This is a genomic window from Microbacterium arborescens (genome assembly GCF_030369635.1).
Classification (GTDB): Bacteria; Actinomycetota; Actinomycetes; order Actinomycetales; family Microbacteriaceae; genus Microbacterium.
The window spans coordinates 2130605-2145443 of record NZ_CP128474.1; the positions used below are offsets into that span (position 1 = coordinate 2130605).

A 14839-nucleotide genomic window follows, 5' to 3' on the forward strand; every position below is an offset into this window, starting at 1 on the left:
GCAACCTAGGTTGCTCGGAGCGCGCTTGTCAACCTTAGTTGCTCACGAGCTGCGGGGCGCCTTGTGCCATCAACCTGATACATTTTGTTCCACCATCGGGGTACAAACGAAAGGCGTCACGCATGCTCATCCTTTCTCTCGCGACCTTCGGGCCCCTCGAACTCACCGGCGCCATCGCGACATGGCCGCCAGTGTCATTCGTGCTCGGACTCGTCGCCGCGGCGACCGTCGTCGCGATCCGCGCGAACACGAGCGGTGGCGCCGAGCGCGGAGCCGGGCTCATCGGAGAGCGCGGATCCGCGCTTCGGCGCCGGTACGCCGGGGAGCATGTCGCCCTGGCCGTCGCGGGCGTCGCCGTGGCTCTGGGCTTCTTCCTCGAGTTCTTCTTCCGCGGCTACGTCTGGGACGGCTCCGGGGCGTCGTGGTGGCGTGTAGCGGCGCCGCTCGCCGTCGCACTGACCGGCATCATCGCCGCGCTCGCCATCGTTCGCACGCGCGGATCGGGCGCGCCCGAGCGTCCCGTATCGCCGCCGGTGCGGAGGTCGTGGGTCTCGTTCAGCTCGCCCATGACCCTCGTCGCTCTGACGATCACAGCGCTCGGGCTCGTCGCGACGACCGTCGCGGCCTGCCTCGCCTCGTCGCCGAACGATGACGGCGATTGGCTATGGCTCGTCATCCCGATCCCGAATGCAGCGGATGTCGATCCCCTCCGCGTCGTGTTCTATGGCTGGGCCTACGGCGTTCCCGCCCTCGTCGGCCTGACGCTGCTGGTGATCGTCGTCTGGCGGGCCCTCGACCGCAACGCCGCGCGGTCGTTCCTCCGGCCCGAGACCGTCGCACTCGAGCGCGCAGCCCGCCGCCGCACCGCCGGCGGCATCGTGTGGCTGGCGACGGGCGCGTGCCTGCTCGCGTTGGGGGCAGCGTGGCGTCTCATCGGCAACGCGGCCTCGACGACGACCCTGATGATCGACGGCCCGGGCACCACCACCTCGTACGACGTCGCATGGCGATACGCGGAGCTTGCATCTCTCGCCGGCGCGGCCGCGCCGATCGTCGAGATCGTGGCCGTCGGCATGCTCCTCGTCGTCGGCGGTTCGCTCGTCCCGCGCGCCGATCGCGACTCGGTCGCCGCCGCGATCGCCCCCGCGCCCGGAGCGCCGGGGACGGATGTCGGGTACGCCCGATGACCATCACCCGGCCGCTTTCCAGCGCCGACGAGAGCACGCCGTCGCGCGAGATCTATCTCCAGCTGCGTGGGCTCATCGTGTCGGGCATGCTTGCCGCGAATGAGCGCCTGCCCACCGTCCGTCAGACCGCCGCCGACCTCGGCGTCGCGCCCGGCACCGTCGCGAAGGCCTACAAGCTGCTCGAGCAGGAGGGGCTCGTGATCACCCGCACCGCCGCCGGAACCCGCGTCGCCGAATCGGCGGCGGTGCTCCCCCACGCCGTGCTCAAGCGCATCCGCGAGCTGACCGACGAGGCGCTGCGCACCGGAGCGGGGCTCGACGATGTCATCAGCGTGCTGCGTGCGCAGTGGAGCGCTCAGACCGAGCAGCCGCCGGCCGATTGAGGCAGGGGTCGGGCTACAGCCCACCCCGGATGACGACGACGCTGTCACTGATCTGTTCACGGCCCGGGCGGTTCTCGGCATCCGGCAGGTAGCGGAAGTCGCCGACCTCGACGGCGGGCCCTCCCGTGATGATCGTCCCGAGTCCGCCGCCGGAGGAGCATGCGGTGCTCTCGAAGTTGCCATCGCGGAGCTGAATGAGGCAGATCTCGTCGTCCTGGCTCTTCGCGAGGAACAGCTCGACGCCGTCCACCTCGCCGACGAAGCGCGTCGTGTCAGACGCGATGCCGTCGGCTGCCCGCGCGTCAGCGACGACGTCGCGGTCGGTCTGCTCGGTCGCAAACTCGGGCAGATCGCCTGCCGAGCAGCCGGCGAGCAACAGGATTGGTGCGGCCAGGAGCAGTGATTTCATCGGCGATCGCATGCCTGCACCCTATCGACCGGATTGTCGGGGAGTCGGGCTCCACTGACGCGGCCACCCCCGATGACCTGGCTTCACGCACTCATCGCGGGGTCTGTTCACGATCAGCGAGTTCGAAAAGACGCCCGGGTTCGACCTGGAGTGCATCGCAGATCGCGGTGAGCGTCGTGAATCGGATCGCTTTACCGCGATTGTTTTTCAGGGCCGACAGGTTCGCGATCGTGATGCCAGTCCTTCGAGCCAGCTCGGTCAGTGTGACGCCACGCTCCTGCAGCACGTCATCCAGCAGAATGCGCACCCGATGAGGCGCCCCGGGCGAATGGTCAGATGACACCGTCCGCCTCTTCCGCATATCGCGCTCCCGCGTCGAGTGCCACGCGTATGGCGATCGCTACGAGGCCGGCGATAACGAGTGGCAGCGGCCACTGTGGCAGTCCGATCACGAGGTCCGAGTATCGAGCTCCCAGAATTTCCGCCCTAGTGTCACTGTCGACCGGCCCTGCATTCGCCACCAGGTAGACATTCGATGCTGAACTCATCAGCCCAGCCGCGATTCCCCCCCACAAGAAAGTGAGAGACATCATGCGAAAGACACCCAGGTTTCGCTGCTCGAACGAACGACCAGCAGCGACCTGGCGGAGGACCGCCAAGAGCATCGCGGTGCCCGCGACGATCGTGGCTGCCTCGATCAACAGCGGCAGTGACGCGAACGCACGAAGGACGGGATCCGCATCCCGGAGATCACCCTGCTGTCCGGGCGCGAGGATTGCGACCTCAACACCGGGCAGCACCGTGAGCGGTAGGCCACCATCGGCCCCCTGCCCGACGATGAGTGCGTGCCCCGCGACGATCACTGCCGCCTCGATAAGGAGCTTCAGCGACGCCAGCGCCGCCACAACCGCGATGGCAAATCTGATCCACATGACATCCCTGCGGGAAGGAGCTCCGACGACTGCAACCTGCTGATACTTCTTCACCATGAGCCCCCTTGTTGCCGTTAATCGATGTTATCGAAAAACGGCAACAAGGTCCAGGGTGACCTATCCGAAGAGCGCGGTGCGGCCAAGGCACGAGATGCGTATCGGCGGTATCGCATCCTCGGCAACCGAGCACCGCATACTCGAACTGATAATTGACTCATTCGGTTGACGCGGCGTCGAATTATCCCCAGACCCGCTCGGGCCAGCGCGGTACTTCGGGCGCGCCGAAGATTCGACATGCTGGCCGCACGTCGATGAGGTCCACTGCCCCCTCGTCACTCCGGTCTGAGGGCCGGGCATCCGACGAGCCTCATAGTCTGCCCATATATCGCTCTGAGGTTCTCGCGCCGGCCGAAGCCATGCCTTGTCTCGCGGCCTATCTGTGCCGCTTTTCGCGATCGCCTTTGGCTCCCGGGCGGACGCAGTACTCTCAGGCCTCGGTGACGCGGCCGCCCTCGACCTGCCAGCGACGGTTGGTGCTCACGGCATCCAGCATCCGCCGGTCGTGGGTGACGAGCAGGAGCGTGCCGTCGTACGACTCGATCGCCTGTTCGAGCTGTTCGATCGCGGGCAGGTCGAGGTGGTTGGTCGGCTCGTCGAGCACCAGGACGTTCACGCCGCGCGCCTGCAGCAGCGCCAGACCGGCGCGCGTGCGCTCCCCCGGCGACAGCTCGTCGACCGGGCGCAGCACGTGGTCGGCCTTGAGACCGAACTTCGCGAGCAGCGTGCGGACCTCGCCGGATGCCATCTCGGGCAAGAGCGCTTCGAAGGCGTCGGCCAGCGGTCGCGAGCCCACGAGCAACGAGCGGGCCTGGTCGATCTCGCCGATGCTCACGCTCGACCCGAGGCCGGCCGATCCCTCGTCGGGAGCCTGGCGACCGAGGATCGTGCGCAGCAGCGTCGACTTGCCGGCACCGTTCGGCCCGGTGATGCCGATTCGGTCGCCCGCGTTCACCTGCAACGACACCGGCCCGAGCGTGAACGGGCCCTGCCGGACGACGGCGCCGTTGAGCGTCGAGACGACGGAGCTCGACCGCGGCGCGGCGCCGATCGTGAACTCGAGCTGCCACTCCTTACGGGGCTCGTCGACCTCTTTGAGCCGCGCGATGCGACTCTCCATCTGGCGCACCTTCTGCGCCTGCTTCTCGCTCGACTCGGTCGCGGCCTTGCGCCGGATCTTGTCGTTGTCGGGGTTCTTCTTCATCGCGTTGCGGACGCCCTGACTCGACCACTCGCGCTGCACGCGGGCACGCGCGACGAGGTCGGCCTTCCTGCCCGCGAACTCGTCGTACTTCTCGCGCGCGTGACGCCGCACGGTCGCCCGCTCTTCGAGGTAGGCGTCGTAGCCGCCGCCGTAGATGCGGTGGGAGTTCTGCGCGAGGTCGAGTTCGAGCACGCGCGTGACGCTTCGTGCGAGGAACTCGCGGTCGTGGCTGACCAGCACGGCTCCCCCGCGCAGGCCGCGCACGAACGCTTCGAGGCGCTCGAGCCCGTCGAGGTCGAGGTCGTTCGTCGGTTCGTCGAGCAGCACGATGTCGAAGCGCGAGAGCAGCAGGGCCGCGAGTCCGACGCGTGCCGCCTGACCGCCCGAGAGAGATGTCATATGGATGCCGTCGGCGTCGAGCTCGAGCCCGAGGTCGGCGAGCACGATCGGCAGGCGCTCGTCGAGGTCGGCCGCACCGCTCGCGAGCCAGCGCTCCAGAGCGGTGGCGTACCGGTCGTCGGCGCCGGGGATCGAGGGATCGCCGAGGTCGGATGCCGCGGCATCCATCTCCGCCGTCGCCTCCGCGCATCCGGTACGCCGGGCGATGTACGCGGCGACGGTCTCGCCCTCGACGCGCTCGTGCTCCTGCGGCAGCCAGCCGACGAACGCGTCGGCGGGAGCGAGGCTGACGGTGCCCGACTGGGGCGTGTCGCGTCCGGCGAGGATGCGGAGGAGCGTCGACTTGCCGGCGCCGTTGGCCCCGACGACCCCGACGACGTCACCCGGGCTGACGGTGAGATCGACGCCGTCGAAGAGTGTGCGGTGGCCGTATCCGCCGGCGAGGCCCTGAGCGACGAGAGTTGCGGTCACCGGACGATTCTCCCATCTAGGCCGGCGACCTTAGGAGCGGGCTCTCATCTCACGGTCGCCGCTCTTCGCGGCTGATCGACCTGAGCACGAGGCCCTGGGAGACGGCCAGGAGGACCATCGCCACGACGGTGAACCACAGCCCCGGCGCCAAGACACCCGCGATGAGGAGAAGCGCAACGATCACGCCGTAGATGACACCGAACCAGAGTCCGACCCACGCCCACTTACGCCTGCTCTCGGTGCTTCTCATCCGGACACCCTTCCAGGCCGGTGAGGATCTGTCGAGCACCCGGTGTCGCTTCGCGACGGGTGGGCGTCTGGCTCTCGCCGAGCGCAGCGTCGCGTTCTGTGCGCCAGGTGACGAGGTACGGGTAGGCGGTGTTCACGTCGTGGGCGTGGCGAGCGGCACGGACCGCGGGCGCGAGCAGAGCCGCGTCGCTGCGCTGGTACGAGTGACCGAAGGGCAGGGGGAAGCGCGACCGGAAATGGTCCATCCACAGCAGCACGAGGTCGCCGTCGTGGGTGAGAACCCCGTTCGAGAACGATCCGCGCTCATGGCGGACGATGTCCCAGCCGCCGCCCTCGCGGGGAACCGCGGAGAAGTCGGGATCACCCATCCACCGCCACGCGTCTCGGTGGCGGACGGGCGCGCCGCTACGGCCGGCGAGTGCTTCGGCGAGGGCGTCGGGAGTCCAGGGCGCGGGGAAGAACGATGAGAGGCTCGCGGTCAGCGCGAGGGGGCTGAGAGGTCCGGCATCCGCGCTCCGACGCTCGGCGGCGAGAGCTTCGTTGAGAATGACCGTGTTCGTCGCGGGCGCTCCCGGATCGAGCATCGCGAGATACAGCTGCAGCATGTCGAGGTACCGCCGGTGGTCGGCGGCCGTCGCGAACGGCGGAAGCGGGATGCCGGCGACCGCCGCACGCCCCGCGGGAACGTCGGCGTCGAGGAACTGTTCCATGTCGACAGTTTGGCGCAGGTGGGCGTGAGGGCTGGCGAGGTGGGGCTCAGGTGCGCCCGTCCGAAAGACGGATACGAGTCGATAGCATCGGGGTCAATCGTGGAGGGCTCGTGAAGAAGCGCTGGACCATATGGTCGGTATCCGTACTGGCTCTGCTGACCCTGATCGTGGTTCTGGGAAACGTGCTCCCTCCTGACTCCCCCGTCGTGACTTTCGTCACCTTCGCGACCATCGCCTTTTCGAGCGGTGGGCTGTACTGGCTCCATCGGAAACGGCGCGAAAAGGACCGCCGCCGAAACTGATGTCCGCGCCCAGTGAGTTCCGCAGCCCCGGTTTCGTCGCTGGAACCGTCGCGGTCGTTGCCGTCATTGCTGGCGCTACGGGCGGACGCGAGCCCCGCGGCCGTCGAAGACGACGACGTCGTCGCGCTGCAGCTGACGTCCGCGGCGTCGGTCGACCTCTCCGTTGACCGTGACGAAGCCATCGATGATGACCTCCTTCACATCGCCGCCCGAGTCGAGCAGGCCAGCGAACTTCATGAACTGGCCGAGGCGGATGCCGTCGCTCCCGATCGAGACGTCGATGATCCGGAGAGTTTCAGCCATGCCGAAATGCTAACCGGAGGCGGGAATGCGCCGGCGAGCACTGCGCAGCGGTCCAAGCTGCCTGCCGCCACGGCTGACGTGCGATCGCTCGGGTTGGCGGCGATCCTGCCGGGGCGTTTTGGGGCCGCTCCGTGCAAGACCGCCGCCGGTACGGGGTCTGCTGGATCTGCACACCGTACGTGAAAACCCGTGCGCCCGATACCCTCTTTTCGCTGGACGCCAGTTGCCGAGAACAAGCAGCTGAGACCGTCTGTTTCGCGTGCACTCGTTTCAACACGGGGTTGTGGTCGCAGGCGGCGACGAGTACGGTCATCCCAGGTTGCCCCAGACCCCGGCCGACCCCGTCGACACTGAACGAGCGGACGCACGGGACTGGAGCGATTTTGGGGATCGAAGAGCACCGTTCCCCGCAGCGTGTCGACAGTGTTGGCCGGGGCGGGGCAACTGGGAGGCCGGCTCAGAGACGCTTACACAGGGTCGGCCGAGAAGAGCAACCCATTCGATCGTTCTGTGATCCGGTCGCTGAGATGCATGAGGGCCTTGCGGGGCGATGAGCGTTCCGGCTGTTATGTTGAGCACACGACACCAGGACCTAGCGCCTAGTTTTGCGACAAGGACGGTAGGAGGGATCCATGGGCACGTCCCTCCCGGGCGACGACCGACATGCGTTCGCTGAGGCCCTCACGCGCTTGGTCACCGCCGACACGGCCGACAACCTGTGCGATCCGTTCGTCACAGCGACGGGAGTGACCGGCGCTGCGATCTCTACCCTGGGAAAACCGCTCGGAAGCCAGACAGTGTGCGCGAGCAGCAGCATCGCTGCTCGCATCGACGAGATTCAAATCGACCTGGGAGAAGGGCCGTGCTGGGACGCGGTGCGGACACGCCGACCGATCCTCGAGAACGATCTGCAACGCAGCTCCAGCGGTTGGCCGGCGACGATGACTTCCTTACGAGCGCTTCACATCGGCTCGTTATACGCGTTTCCACTGTTCGTCGGTCAGCTGAATGTCGGGGCCGTCGACCTGTACAACGAGGAACCGGGCCGACTGCCGTCGCAAACCGTCCAAGACGTGAAGGTACTCGCCGAGGTCGCGTCACGACACCTGTTGAGGCGGGCACTCGAGAACCTCGACCGTGTCGAGGACGGCATCCTCGACGGCCCCCATTCCCGACGTGAAGTGCATCAAGCAACCGGTATGGTCGCTGCGCAGCTATCGATCGGGGTTGATGACGCGCTCCTCGTTCTTCGGGGTCGTGCGTTTTCCAGCGGCCGCACCTTGAGCGAGGTATCGTCCGACGTCGTCGAGCGACGGCTCACCTTCGACGCCTGACGTCCGCGTCCTAGACTGAACTATGAGCACTCGCGAAGATCAGCTCTTGCAGACGGTGGGAACGCTGGCTGACTCCCTCGTCGACGATTTCGATATCGTCGACCTCCTCCAATTGCTGGTAGACGAATGCACGAGGATCTTCGACGCCGCCGCCGCCGGGATTCTCCTGCTCAGCCCTGCCGGCGACCTCGAGGTCATCGTCTCCACGAGCGAGCGCAGCGAACTCGTCGGGCTCATGCAGGTCGAGGCCGGTGAGGGGCCCTGCGTCGAAGCGGTGGCCACAGGGCAAGTTGTCTCGGTAGAGGATCTCCGTGAGGTCGGCGGCCGTTGGCCGAAGTTCGCCGACGATGCTCGCAGATCGGGGTTCGCCTCTCTGCACGCCATCCCGATGCGATTGCGCAACTCGATCCTCGGCTCGTTGAATCTGTTCCGGGACCGCCCCGGCGTCCTGAACGAGCCTGACGCCGCTGCCGCGCGAACCCTCACCGATATCGCGACCATCAGCATCCTGCAACAGCGCATCGTCGAAGAGTCGCTCACCACGCAGAGCAAGCTGCAACATGCGCTGGATAGCCGCGTCGTCATCGAGCAGGCCAAGGGATACATCGCGCAGAGTCATGGCCTCGACATGGACGGCGCTTTCCGCCTCATCCGCGCCCACGCCAGATCGACGCAAACTCGCCTCAGCGTCGTCGCTGAAGCGATTATCAGCGGCAGCCTCCGCTTGTAGACCGCCCCACGACTCGGCCGCGGAGGCGAGCAGTGCCGCGTCGCTGCGCGCGCAGGCCCGGCCAGAGGGCAGCGCATGCCGCGACCGGACGTGGTCCATCACAAAAGGACGAGGTCGCCGTCGTGAGCGAGAACCCCGTTCGAGAACGATCCGCGCTCGTGGCGGACGGCGTCCCAGCCGCTGCCCGTGCGTGGCATCGAACCCGACCGTTACCGGGACGCTCCAGCCATGAGAGCGACTCGTGAGGGCGGTGTTGAGAGCCTCGGCGCTACGGACGAACCCGAGCCCCGCGTCCATCGAAGACGACAACGTCGTCGTGCTGCAGCTGACGTCCGCGGCGTCGGTCGACCTCGCCGTTGACCGTGACGAAGCCATCGATGATGGCCTCCTTCACGTCACCGCCCGAGTCGAGCAGGCCAGCGAACTTCATGAACTGACCGAGGCGGATGCCGTCGCTCCCGATCGAGACGTCGATGATCCGGAGAGTTTCAGCCATGCCGAAATGCTAGCCGAGCGCTACGGCCGCAGGATCAGGATGTCGCCGGGCTGAATCTCCGGCGCGGGCATGAACTTGCCGTTGTAGGCCAGCACAGTGATGTAGTCGATGCACAGGCGATCCCCGATGCCGTATGCCGTGTCGCCGGACGCCACCGTGTACGTCGAGATCTCGCCCTCATCGTTCAGCCCGACCTCGCCAGATGCGTAGGTGGTCGGACCGAGGTCGGTGATCGTGCCACCCAGCCGCGCCGTGGGATTCCACGCATCGTAGGGATTGATCATCGCCCACGTCGGGCAGTCGCCCGGCCCCTTGGCACGGATACTGACTCCGCCGTCGATGTCCTGGTACCCGGCCACGCCGCCCTGGCCGTCCAGCGGTGTGCTGATCTCTGCCACGGCACCCGACGGTGGACTCTCCGACGACGACGGCGGGGCTGTCGGCCCACCGTTCGCCGCAGTTTGCGTGGTCACCGAACCGGCGAGCGATGAAATGACCGGCATAGCCAACGCGAAAAGACCGACGACCGCTAAACCGGCGGCGCCCAGCAGAATCCCTTCGCGCTTGTTCATTGTTGAGGAGGCTATCGAACACTTCGCCTTCTCGCACCAACCCGAAAACGGCCTTCCGGTCTTTGATGCCAACAGGGAAAACGTCAGCCGATGACCTTCCCGCGCCGAAGCGCGCTAACCGTCAGCACGACTCCCGTAACCGCCTGGACTCCCCCGATAGCAAGCCACGAGCTGACGGCATCCACTTCCGGCATCGCCGCCACGGCGATGTAGTTGCCGACGTGGAAGCCACCGTGCACGCCGACGGCAGCCCACAGCGACCCGGTCCACAGGAGGAGTCCGACGGCGAGCAGGGAGAAGCCGAGCGGAAGTGCGAGGTACAGCACGTGCTCCGCGATCGATTGCTGACCGCCTTGCGAGACCAGGTGGATGGCTGTGAAGACGAGCGTGGTGACGGTGATCGCCAAGACGGGGCGGTCACGCAGCCGCCAGAGCAGCCATCCGCGGAACAGCAGTTCCTCCGGCAGCGACTGCTGAATGAAGGCGAGCCCGAGGTAGTAGATGGTCAGCAGCGCACTGACGAGGACGACATCCTGTTCCCCGCCGGGAAGTTCGTCGGCTCGGACGGGGCCGACCGCCGGGAGCACTGCATAAACGATGACCACGGTGAGGGCGGAGACCCCGATGCCAAGAGCCAGCCACAGACCGGAGCCGCGTCGCCAGTTCCAGCCTGCGGCTCGCAGGGGTGCGCGCTCGACCGTGGTCATCCAGAGTCGCAGCACGAGTAGGACGAACCCGAGGACTGATAGCTGGACGACCGCGGCCAGCGCGAACCCCCACGGGGAAGAACCGCCGAAGATCTCGGCCGCCCCCGGAATGAGAACCACGATGGCGGGAATCACCCCCGCGACGAGATTGCCCGCCATGAGGATCGCGACCGCGACGACTGCTCTCACCACGATGCCGAGCGGGCTGAGACCGAGTCGGGGAGGCTGCGGTGACTGAGCGGGGTCGCCCGAAGTAGTGGCGCTGGATGCCGATGAGGAGCTCATGTCGCAAAGCTAAGAGCGGACCTCGGGCTGAGCATCGCCCTCGGGTCAGCGGTGCAGATTCCGGCGGTCACTGCTCGGCGGGCAAAAGTCGTGACTCGGGTCACCGCCATGACATGGTCCGCCTGCCTACGCTGAAGCCATGGCGCGCATTCCGACTCTCCGTACCGGTCTGCTCGACATCGCCATGAGCCTGGGGCTGGCCGGTCCGGTTCTGATGGTGCTCTACTCCTACGACATCCGCCCCCTCTGGCTCACCGCGACGGTCACGGTTCTGACGGCTATCGCCATTGCCCTCTGGATGCTGTGGCGTAGATCGGGCCAGCGTTCGCGTGTTGCGGCCGCTCTGTTCGCAGTCATCGCCGTCGTCGTGATGTCGTTCGGCAACGGCGCCCTCTACTACGGCATCATCTGGGCGGCTCTGCTGATGCTGGGCGTCACGTTCTCCGCGACGAGAGTGCTGTGGGGTTATGCGACCGCGCTCGTGATCATCGTCCTGACCCTGCATCTCACCAGCGGCAGCCCGGCAGAGTTCATGCTCGCGGAGGCCATTGGCACGGCAGTGCTGGCGGGGATCGCTGCGGCGGTCGCGGTCGTGCTGCGAGACAGTCTGCGTGTGAACGATGATCTGCAGGATGCCCTCGCGCAACTCGACGCGGCGCATGCCGAGTTGCAGCGACGGTACGCCGCCGATCGTGATCTGGTCCTCGCGCAGGAACGGGAGCGTACGGCTCGCGAACTGCACGACGACCTCGGCCATCGCCTCACTGCGGTCGGGCTCTCGCTGGACTACGCGAGCCGCGTCGCCGATCCGGCTGCAGCTCGCGATGAGGTCGTCCACGCCCGAGCGGTCGTCGGCGAGAGCCTGGAAGCGATGCGGCGGCTCGTCCGCGCGATGCACCCGATCGAGCTCGGAGAGCTCGGCGACATCGAAGCGTTCGGCACGCTGGCCGAGAGCTTCCGCGGCACGGGGCTGACCGTCACGGTCGAGATCGACGGCGAGCGATCTCTGCCTCGGCAGCACGCGCTGCTTCTCCTCCGCTTCGTTCAGGAAGGTCTGACGAACGTCATCCGACATGCGGATGCCGCGACGGCCAGCCTGCGCATTGAGGTCGGCCCCTCGTCGATCCAGGCGACGCTCGACGACGACGGCACTGCGTCCCAGGGTGGGACACCGCCGGCAGAAGGCTTCGGCCTGCGCTCGCTGCGTGCTCGGGCCGAGGAGCTGGGTGGCTCGCTGGCGGTTGAGGGAGGAGCGTCGGGTTTCCGCCTCTCGATGCTGCTGCCCGTCCGGGCGGCCGGCGAGACTGCGGGAGTCCCGGAAGATGCGAGCGTGCCGGCGGGAATCGCGTGAACGCCATCCGCGTGCTCGTCGTCGACGATCAAGAGCTGCTCCGTCGCGGCCTGCGAATGATCCTCGAGACCGACAGCGGCGTCGAGGTGGTCGGCGAAGCGGAGGACGGTTCGCGGGCGCTTGCGCTCATCCCGAGCCTTCGCCCCGACATCGTCCTCGCAGATGCGCGCATGCCGGTCCTCGATGGATTAGGGCTCGTCCGAGAGTGCGCGGTGCATCATCCGGGTCTGCCGGTGCTCGCCCTCACGACGTTCGACGACGCGGAACTCGTTCGATCGCTGCTCGAAGCGGGAGTCGCGGGCTTCCTTCTGAAGGATGTCTCAGCCGACCGCCTGCTCGACTCGATCAGGCAGGTCGTGGATGGCGGCTTGGTCATCGACCCGCGTGTCGCTCGCGTCGCGCTCAACCGTGAGAGCGGTGCCGCTCCCCCGCTCTCCCCCGAGCTGACGCCTACGGAACAGGCCGTAGCTGCCCTGCTCGCGCTCGGGCTGCAGAACGCGGACATCGCGGCGCGTTTGCACTTCGCCCACGGCACCGTGAAGAACGCGGTCTCGGCGCTGCTGAGGAAGTTTGGGCACACGGACCGCACGTCGCTGGCGTTGGAGTTAGCGCGCGGGAGGTGAGCCGAACCGGGACTCCGCTAGAGAACCGTTCACGTGCACTCACACTCGGATCAGGCTCAGCCTCCTCGCGGGCCGCCATCGACGACTGATCTCATGTAATCGCGGAGACCGGGGTCGCATACGTACACGTACGTCCCTAAGATCCCGCGCGTCAGCAGGACACCGTAGATGTTCTGGACCAACGCAAGGAGATCTGCATCAGTCGTAGGCCGACCGAGCTGACCGAGGTTCTCCTTGCCCTTCCTATCGCGGTACGAATCGCGATCCACAGCGACTCGTCCGTCATAGCGCAAGTCGTTGCCGATGATCACGCCGGTGTAGTTGAGGTCGTATCCCTGAACCGTATGGATGGATCCCACCTCGTCCAGCGACCCGGGAGAGTTGATCCAGTCCTTGTCAGTGCGATTCCACGTGAACGGGATACCTTCCAGCTCGAAGTCGGATCCGGGTTTGTTCCCTCGTGTCCTCCAATCCCAGGCGTAACCGGCCACGAGACGGGCGAGCCCAACCTCGCGGTCGCGCTTGCGGATCGCAGCTTGCATGGCCGCGACGCTGTCGAAGAACCTCAGATCGTATTCGCCGAAGTCAGGGCGGTCTCCCGCCCGCGCCTCGCCCCGCAGCAGCTGACGAGTGAATCCGACATAGTCGGCGTCCGCCCTCACGCGCATCTGTCTCGCTAGGGGGAACCACCGCTTGTTTCGCTGCGCGTCCCTGATCTCGGTGTCAAGCACGTCACTCGGGAGGTCTGCTGGCCGTACGCCCTGCCGCTCGTCGATGAGCAAGATCTGGTGACGGCTCTGCGCACGGATCCAGTCGAGCTGAGTCTTGGTCGTGTCGTCCCATCCGAAGAGCCGTGCGTTGATCTCAGCGAAGTCCCGGTTTCGGATGCCCGAGGACTGATTCGCGCGGCGATTGAGCCGGTGCGTTTCGTCCACGATCAGCAGGTCGAACGGCACCGTCGATTTGCCCACATCGAAGGGGTTGAGAACAAGGTCTTCGCTGACCTTGGGGGTCTTCCGAAAGACCTTCTTGATCGAGTCGCGAAGCGACTGCTGCGGGACGACGAGCCCGATACGGACGCCCTTCAGCAACTCCCGGTTCTCGGGGACGAAGAACTCCGCGAACAGAGAGTCTTGTTCGACCTCGTCGGCGTCGTCATAGTCGCGGATGTCACCCAACAGCTTCATGAGGAAGATCGCGACGATGGTCTTGCCGGTGCCTGGGTGCCCCTGGATGACGCTGGTCGATCGAGTGCCCGCCGCCAAATCCTGGAGAAGCGCCTCGACGATCTGCTCGACGGCAACAGCTTGCTCGTGCGTGAGGACCTTGAACGGCGAGAGCTTGAACAAATCGGTGTTCTCGATCTCGGGGATGCTCCGCTGGAATACTCCCTCGGCGCGCAGCTGCTCGAAGACCTCACGGAAGCTCTCCCGGTACCGTTCCCGCTCGTAGTAGCGCGCATCGATGATGCCCTCGTTACCGTTGAGCACGGTGAAGTGCCCGTCACCTGCAAGCCAACGGATGAGGTGCGACTCGAGATCGAGGCAAGCTGACTTGTTGAATGCTTCGTCGATCACCACCCGTGACCGGCGCAACGCTGCCTTGGCCGGATTCCGGAGGTGCTGCTCCATCCGCGAGGCGGCGTTGATGGTCTCGCCGACATAGACGAGTGGAGGGCCCGGGGCGCCGGCACTGTCAAGGACATACACGACCGGCCAATTTGTCCGCCGCTCATCTTCAGATGCCCATGCCCGGACGTCCGACACGGTGAGGTCGAGCTCCTCAATCTCAGAGGGCGTCATACTTGGCGCTGCGTCCCCTTGACTTGTCCACGGGGTACTTCGTGCGAGTCTCAGCCAGCTTGTCGAGAACGATCTGGTCGAGGTCGAGACCAAGCCGCTCCGCGAGAAGCGTGCAGTAGGTTACGACATCAGCCAGCTCTTCTCGGACCCGAGTCTCGTCAGCATCGTCGCTCCATTGGAAGCACTCGAGCAGCTCCGCAGCTTCTATGGAGATGCTCTTGGCGAGATTGCTCGGCGTGTGGAACTGACCCCAGTCACGCTCTTCGACAAACTGCGACAACGCTTCTTTCACCGGCTCACTCGTCACGGTGTGACCGTACCGCAGACTGCCCC

General features: G+C 66.3%; 19 protein-coding genes. 7 read left to right on the forward strand and 12 right to left on the reverse strand.

Annotated elements, in window-relative coordinates; all coding sequences use genetic code 11:
• Window positions 1-122 precede the first annotated feature (122 nt).
• Both QUC20_RS10075 and QUC20_RS10080 read left to right on the forward strand, forming a co-directional pair.
• Window positions 123-1187 (forward strand): hypothetical protein, encoded by a 1065-nt coding sequence (locus QUC20_RS10075; protein WP_289329777.1) that lies wholly within the window; start codon window positions 123-125, stop codon window positions 1185-1187.
• Entirely contained in the window at window positions 1184-1570 is a 387-nt protein-coding gene (locus QUC20_RS10080) for a GntR family transcriptional regulator (protein WP_289329778.1), read from the forward strand. Before QUC20_RS10075 ends, QUC20_RS10080 begins: the two co-directional genes overlap by 4 nt.
• Window positions 1571-1583: 13 nt before the next feature.
• Here QUC20_RS10080 and QUC20_RS10085 read toward each other — a convergent pair whose 3' ends face one another.
• The 6 genes from QUC20_RS10085 to QUC20_RS10110 form a co-directional block, all read right to left on the reverse strand.
• Window positions 1584-1979 (reverse strand): hypothetical protein, encoded by a 396-nt coding sequence (locus QUC20_RS10085; protein ID WP_289329779.1) that lies wholly within the window; start codon window positions 1977-1979, stop codon window positions 1584-1586.
• A gap of 91 nt (window positions 1980-2070) precedes the next feature.
• On the reverse strand, window positions 2071-2286 hold the full coding sequence (locus QUC20_RS10090) for a helix-turn-helix domain-containing protein (protein WP_434543636.1): 216 nt from the start codon (window positions 2284-2286) through the stop codon (window positions 2071-2073).
• Between the two features lie 25 nt (window positions 2287-2311).
• Window positions 2312-2968: a hypothetical protein gene (locus QUC20_RS10095; RefSeq protein ID WP_289329781.1), complete on the reverse strand. Its 657-nt coding sequence runs from the start codon at window positions 2966-2968 to the stop codon at window positions 2312-2314.
• A 430-nt stretch (window positions 2969-3398) separates the two neighbouring features.
• Window positions 3399-5042, reverse strand: coding sequence for an ABC-F family ATP-binding cassette domain-containing protein (locus tag QUC20_RS10100; RefSeq protein ID WP_289329782.1), 1644 nt, complete (start codon window positions 5040-5042; stop codon window positions 3399-3401).
• A 49-nt stretch (window positions 5043-5091) separates the two neighbouring features.
• Window positions 5092-5292, reverse strand: a complete 201-nt coding sequence (locus tag QUC20_RS10105) for a hypothetical protein (RefSeq protein ID WP_289329783.1) — start codon at window positions 5290-5292, stop codon at window positions 5092-5094.
• A complete protein-coding gene (locus tag QUC20_RS10110) occupies window positions 5267-6001 on the reverse strand; it encodes a hypothetical protein (RefSeq protein WP_289329784.1) in 735 nt (244 codons plus the stop codon). The genes QUC20_RS10105 and QUC20_RS10110 overlap by 26 nt, the downstream gene beginning before the upstream one ends.
• Window positions 6002-6111: 110 nt before the next feature.
• Between QUC20_RS10110 and QUC20_RS10115 the strand changes: the two genes are divergently transcribed.
• A complete protein-coding gene (locus tag QUC20_RS10115; protein WP_289329785.1) occupies window positions 6112-6303 on the forward strand; it encodes a hypothetical protein in 192 nt (63 codons plus the stop codon).
• Between the two features lie 75 nt (window positions 6304-6378).
• Here QUC20_RS10115 and QUC20_RS10120 read toward each other — a convergent pair whose 3' ends face one another.
• Window positions 6379-6606 (reverse strand): RNA-binding S4 domain-containing protein, encoded by a 228-nt coding sequence (locus QUC20_RS10120; RefSeq protein ID WP_289329786.1) that lies wholly within the window; start codon window positions 6604-6606, stop codon window positions 6379-6381.
• A gap of 632 nt (window positions 6607-7238) precedes the next feature.
• Here QUC20_RS10120 and QUC20_RS10125 point away from each other — a divergent pair.
• The gene (locus QUC20_RS10125; RefSeq protein ID WP_120265080.1) at window positions 7239-7940 is read left to right on the forward strand and encodes a GAF and ANTAR domain-containing protein; all 702 of its coding nucleotides are present in this window, start codon (window positions 7239-7241) and stop codon (window positions 7938-7940) included.
• A gap of 22 nt (window positions 7941-7962) precedes the next feature.
• Window positions 7963-8670 (forward strand): GAF and ANTAR domain-containing protein, encoded by a 708-nt coding sequence (locus QUC20_RS10130; protein WP_289329787.1) that lies wholly within the window; start codon window positions 7963-7965, stop codon window positions 8668-8670.
• A 268-nt stretch (window positions 8671-8938) separates the two neighbouring features.
• Here QUC20_RS10130 and QUC20_RS10135 read toward each other — a convergent pair whose 3' ends face one another.
• The 3 genes from QUC20_RS10135 to QUC20_RS10145 all read right to left on the reverse strand — a co-directional run bounded on the left by QUC20_RS10135 (window position 8939) and on the right by QUC20_RS10145 (window position 10730).
• Complete coding sequence (locus QUC20_RS10135) at window positions 8939-9166, reverse strand: RNA-binding S4 domain-containing protein (protein WP_289329788.1); 228 nt, start codon at window positions 9164-9166, stop codon at window positions 8939-8941.
• A gap of 20 nt (window positions 9167-9186) precedes the next feature.
• Window positions 9187-9738 carry a LysM peptidoglycan-binding domain-containing protein gene (locus tag QUC20_RS10140; RefSeq protein ID WP_289329789.1) on the reverse strand — a complete coding sequence of 184 codons (552 nt, stop codon included), beginning with the start codon at window positions 9736-9738 and terminating at the stop codon, window positions 9187-9189.
• Between the two features lie 83 nt (window positions 9739-9821).
• Complete coding sequence (locus tag QUC20_RS10145) at window positions 9822-10730, reverse strand: CPBP family intramembrane glutamic endopeptidase (RefSeq protein ID WP_289329790.1); 909 nt, start codon at window positions 10728-10730, stop codon at window positions 9822-9824.
• A gap of 139 nt (window positions 10731-10869) precedes the next feature.
• Between QUC20_RS10145 and QUC20_RS10150 the strand changes: the two genes are divergently transcribed.
• Window positions 10870-12081 carry a sensor histidine kinase gene (locus tag QUC20_RS10150; protein WP_289329791.1) on the forward strand — a complete coding sequence of 404 codons (1212 nt, stop codon included), beginning with the start codon at window positions 10870-10872 and terminating at the stop codon, window positions 12079-12081.
• Window positions 12078-12704 carry a response regulator transcription factor gene (locus QUC20_RS10155; protein ID WP_289329792.1) on the forward strand — a complete coding sequence of 209 codons (627 nt, stop codon included), beginning with the start codon at window positions 12078-12080 and terminating at the stop codon, window positions 12702-12704. Before QUC20_RS10150 ends, QUC20_RS10155 begins: the two co-directional genes overlap by 4 nt.
• Before the next feature lie 56 nt (window positions 12705-12760).
• On the opposite strand, the gene QUC20_RS10160 is transcribed toward QUC20_RS10155, so the two are convergent.
• Both QUC20_RS10160 and QUC20_RS10165 read right to left on the reverse strand, forming a co-directional pair.
• Window positions 12761-14506, reverse strand: a complete 1746-nt coding sequence (locus QUC20_RS10160) for a DNA/RNA helicase domain-containing protein (RefSeq protein WP_289329793.1) — start codon at window positions 14504-14506, stop codon at window positions 12761-12763.
• Window positions 14493-14813: a nucleotide pyrophosphohydrolase gene (locus QUC20_RS10165; RefSeq protein WP_120265072.1), complete on the reverse strand. Its 321-nt coding sequence runs from the start codon at window positions 14811-14813 to the stop codon at window positions 14493-14495. The genes QUC20_RS10160 and QUC20_RS10165 overlap by 14 nt, the downstream gene beginning before the upstream one ends.
• Window positions 14814-14839: the final 26 nt, after the last annotated feature.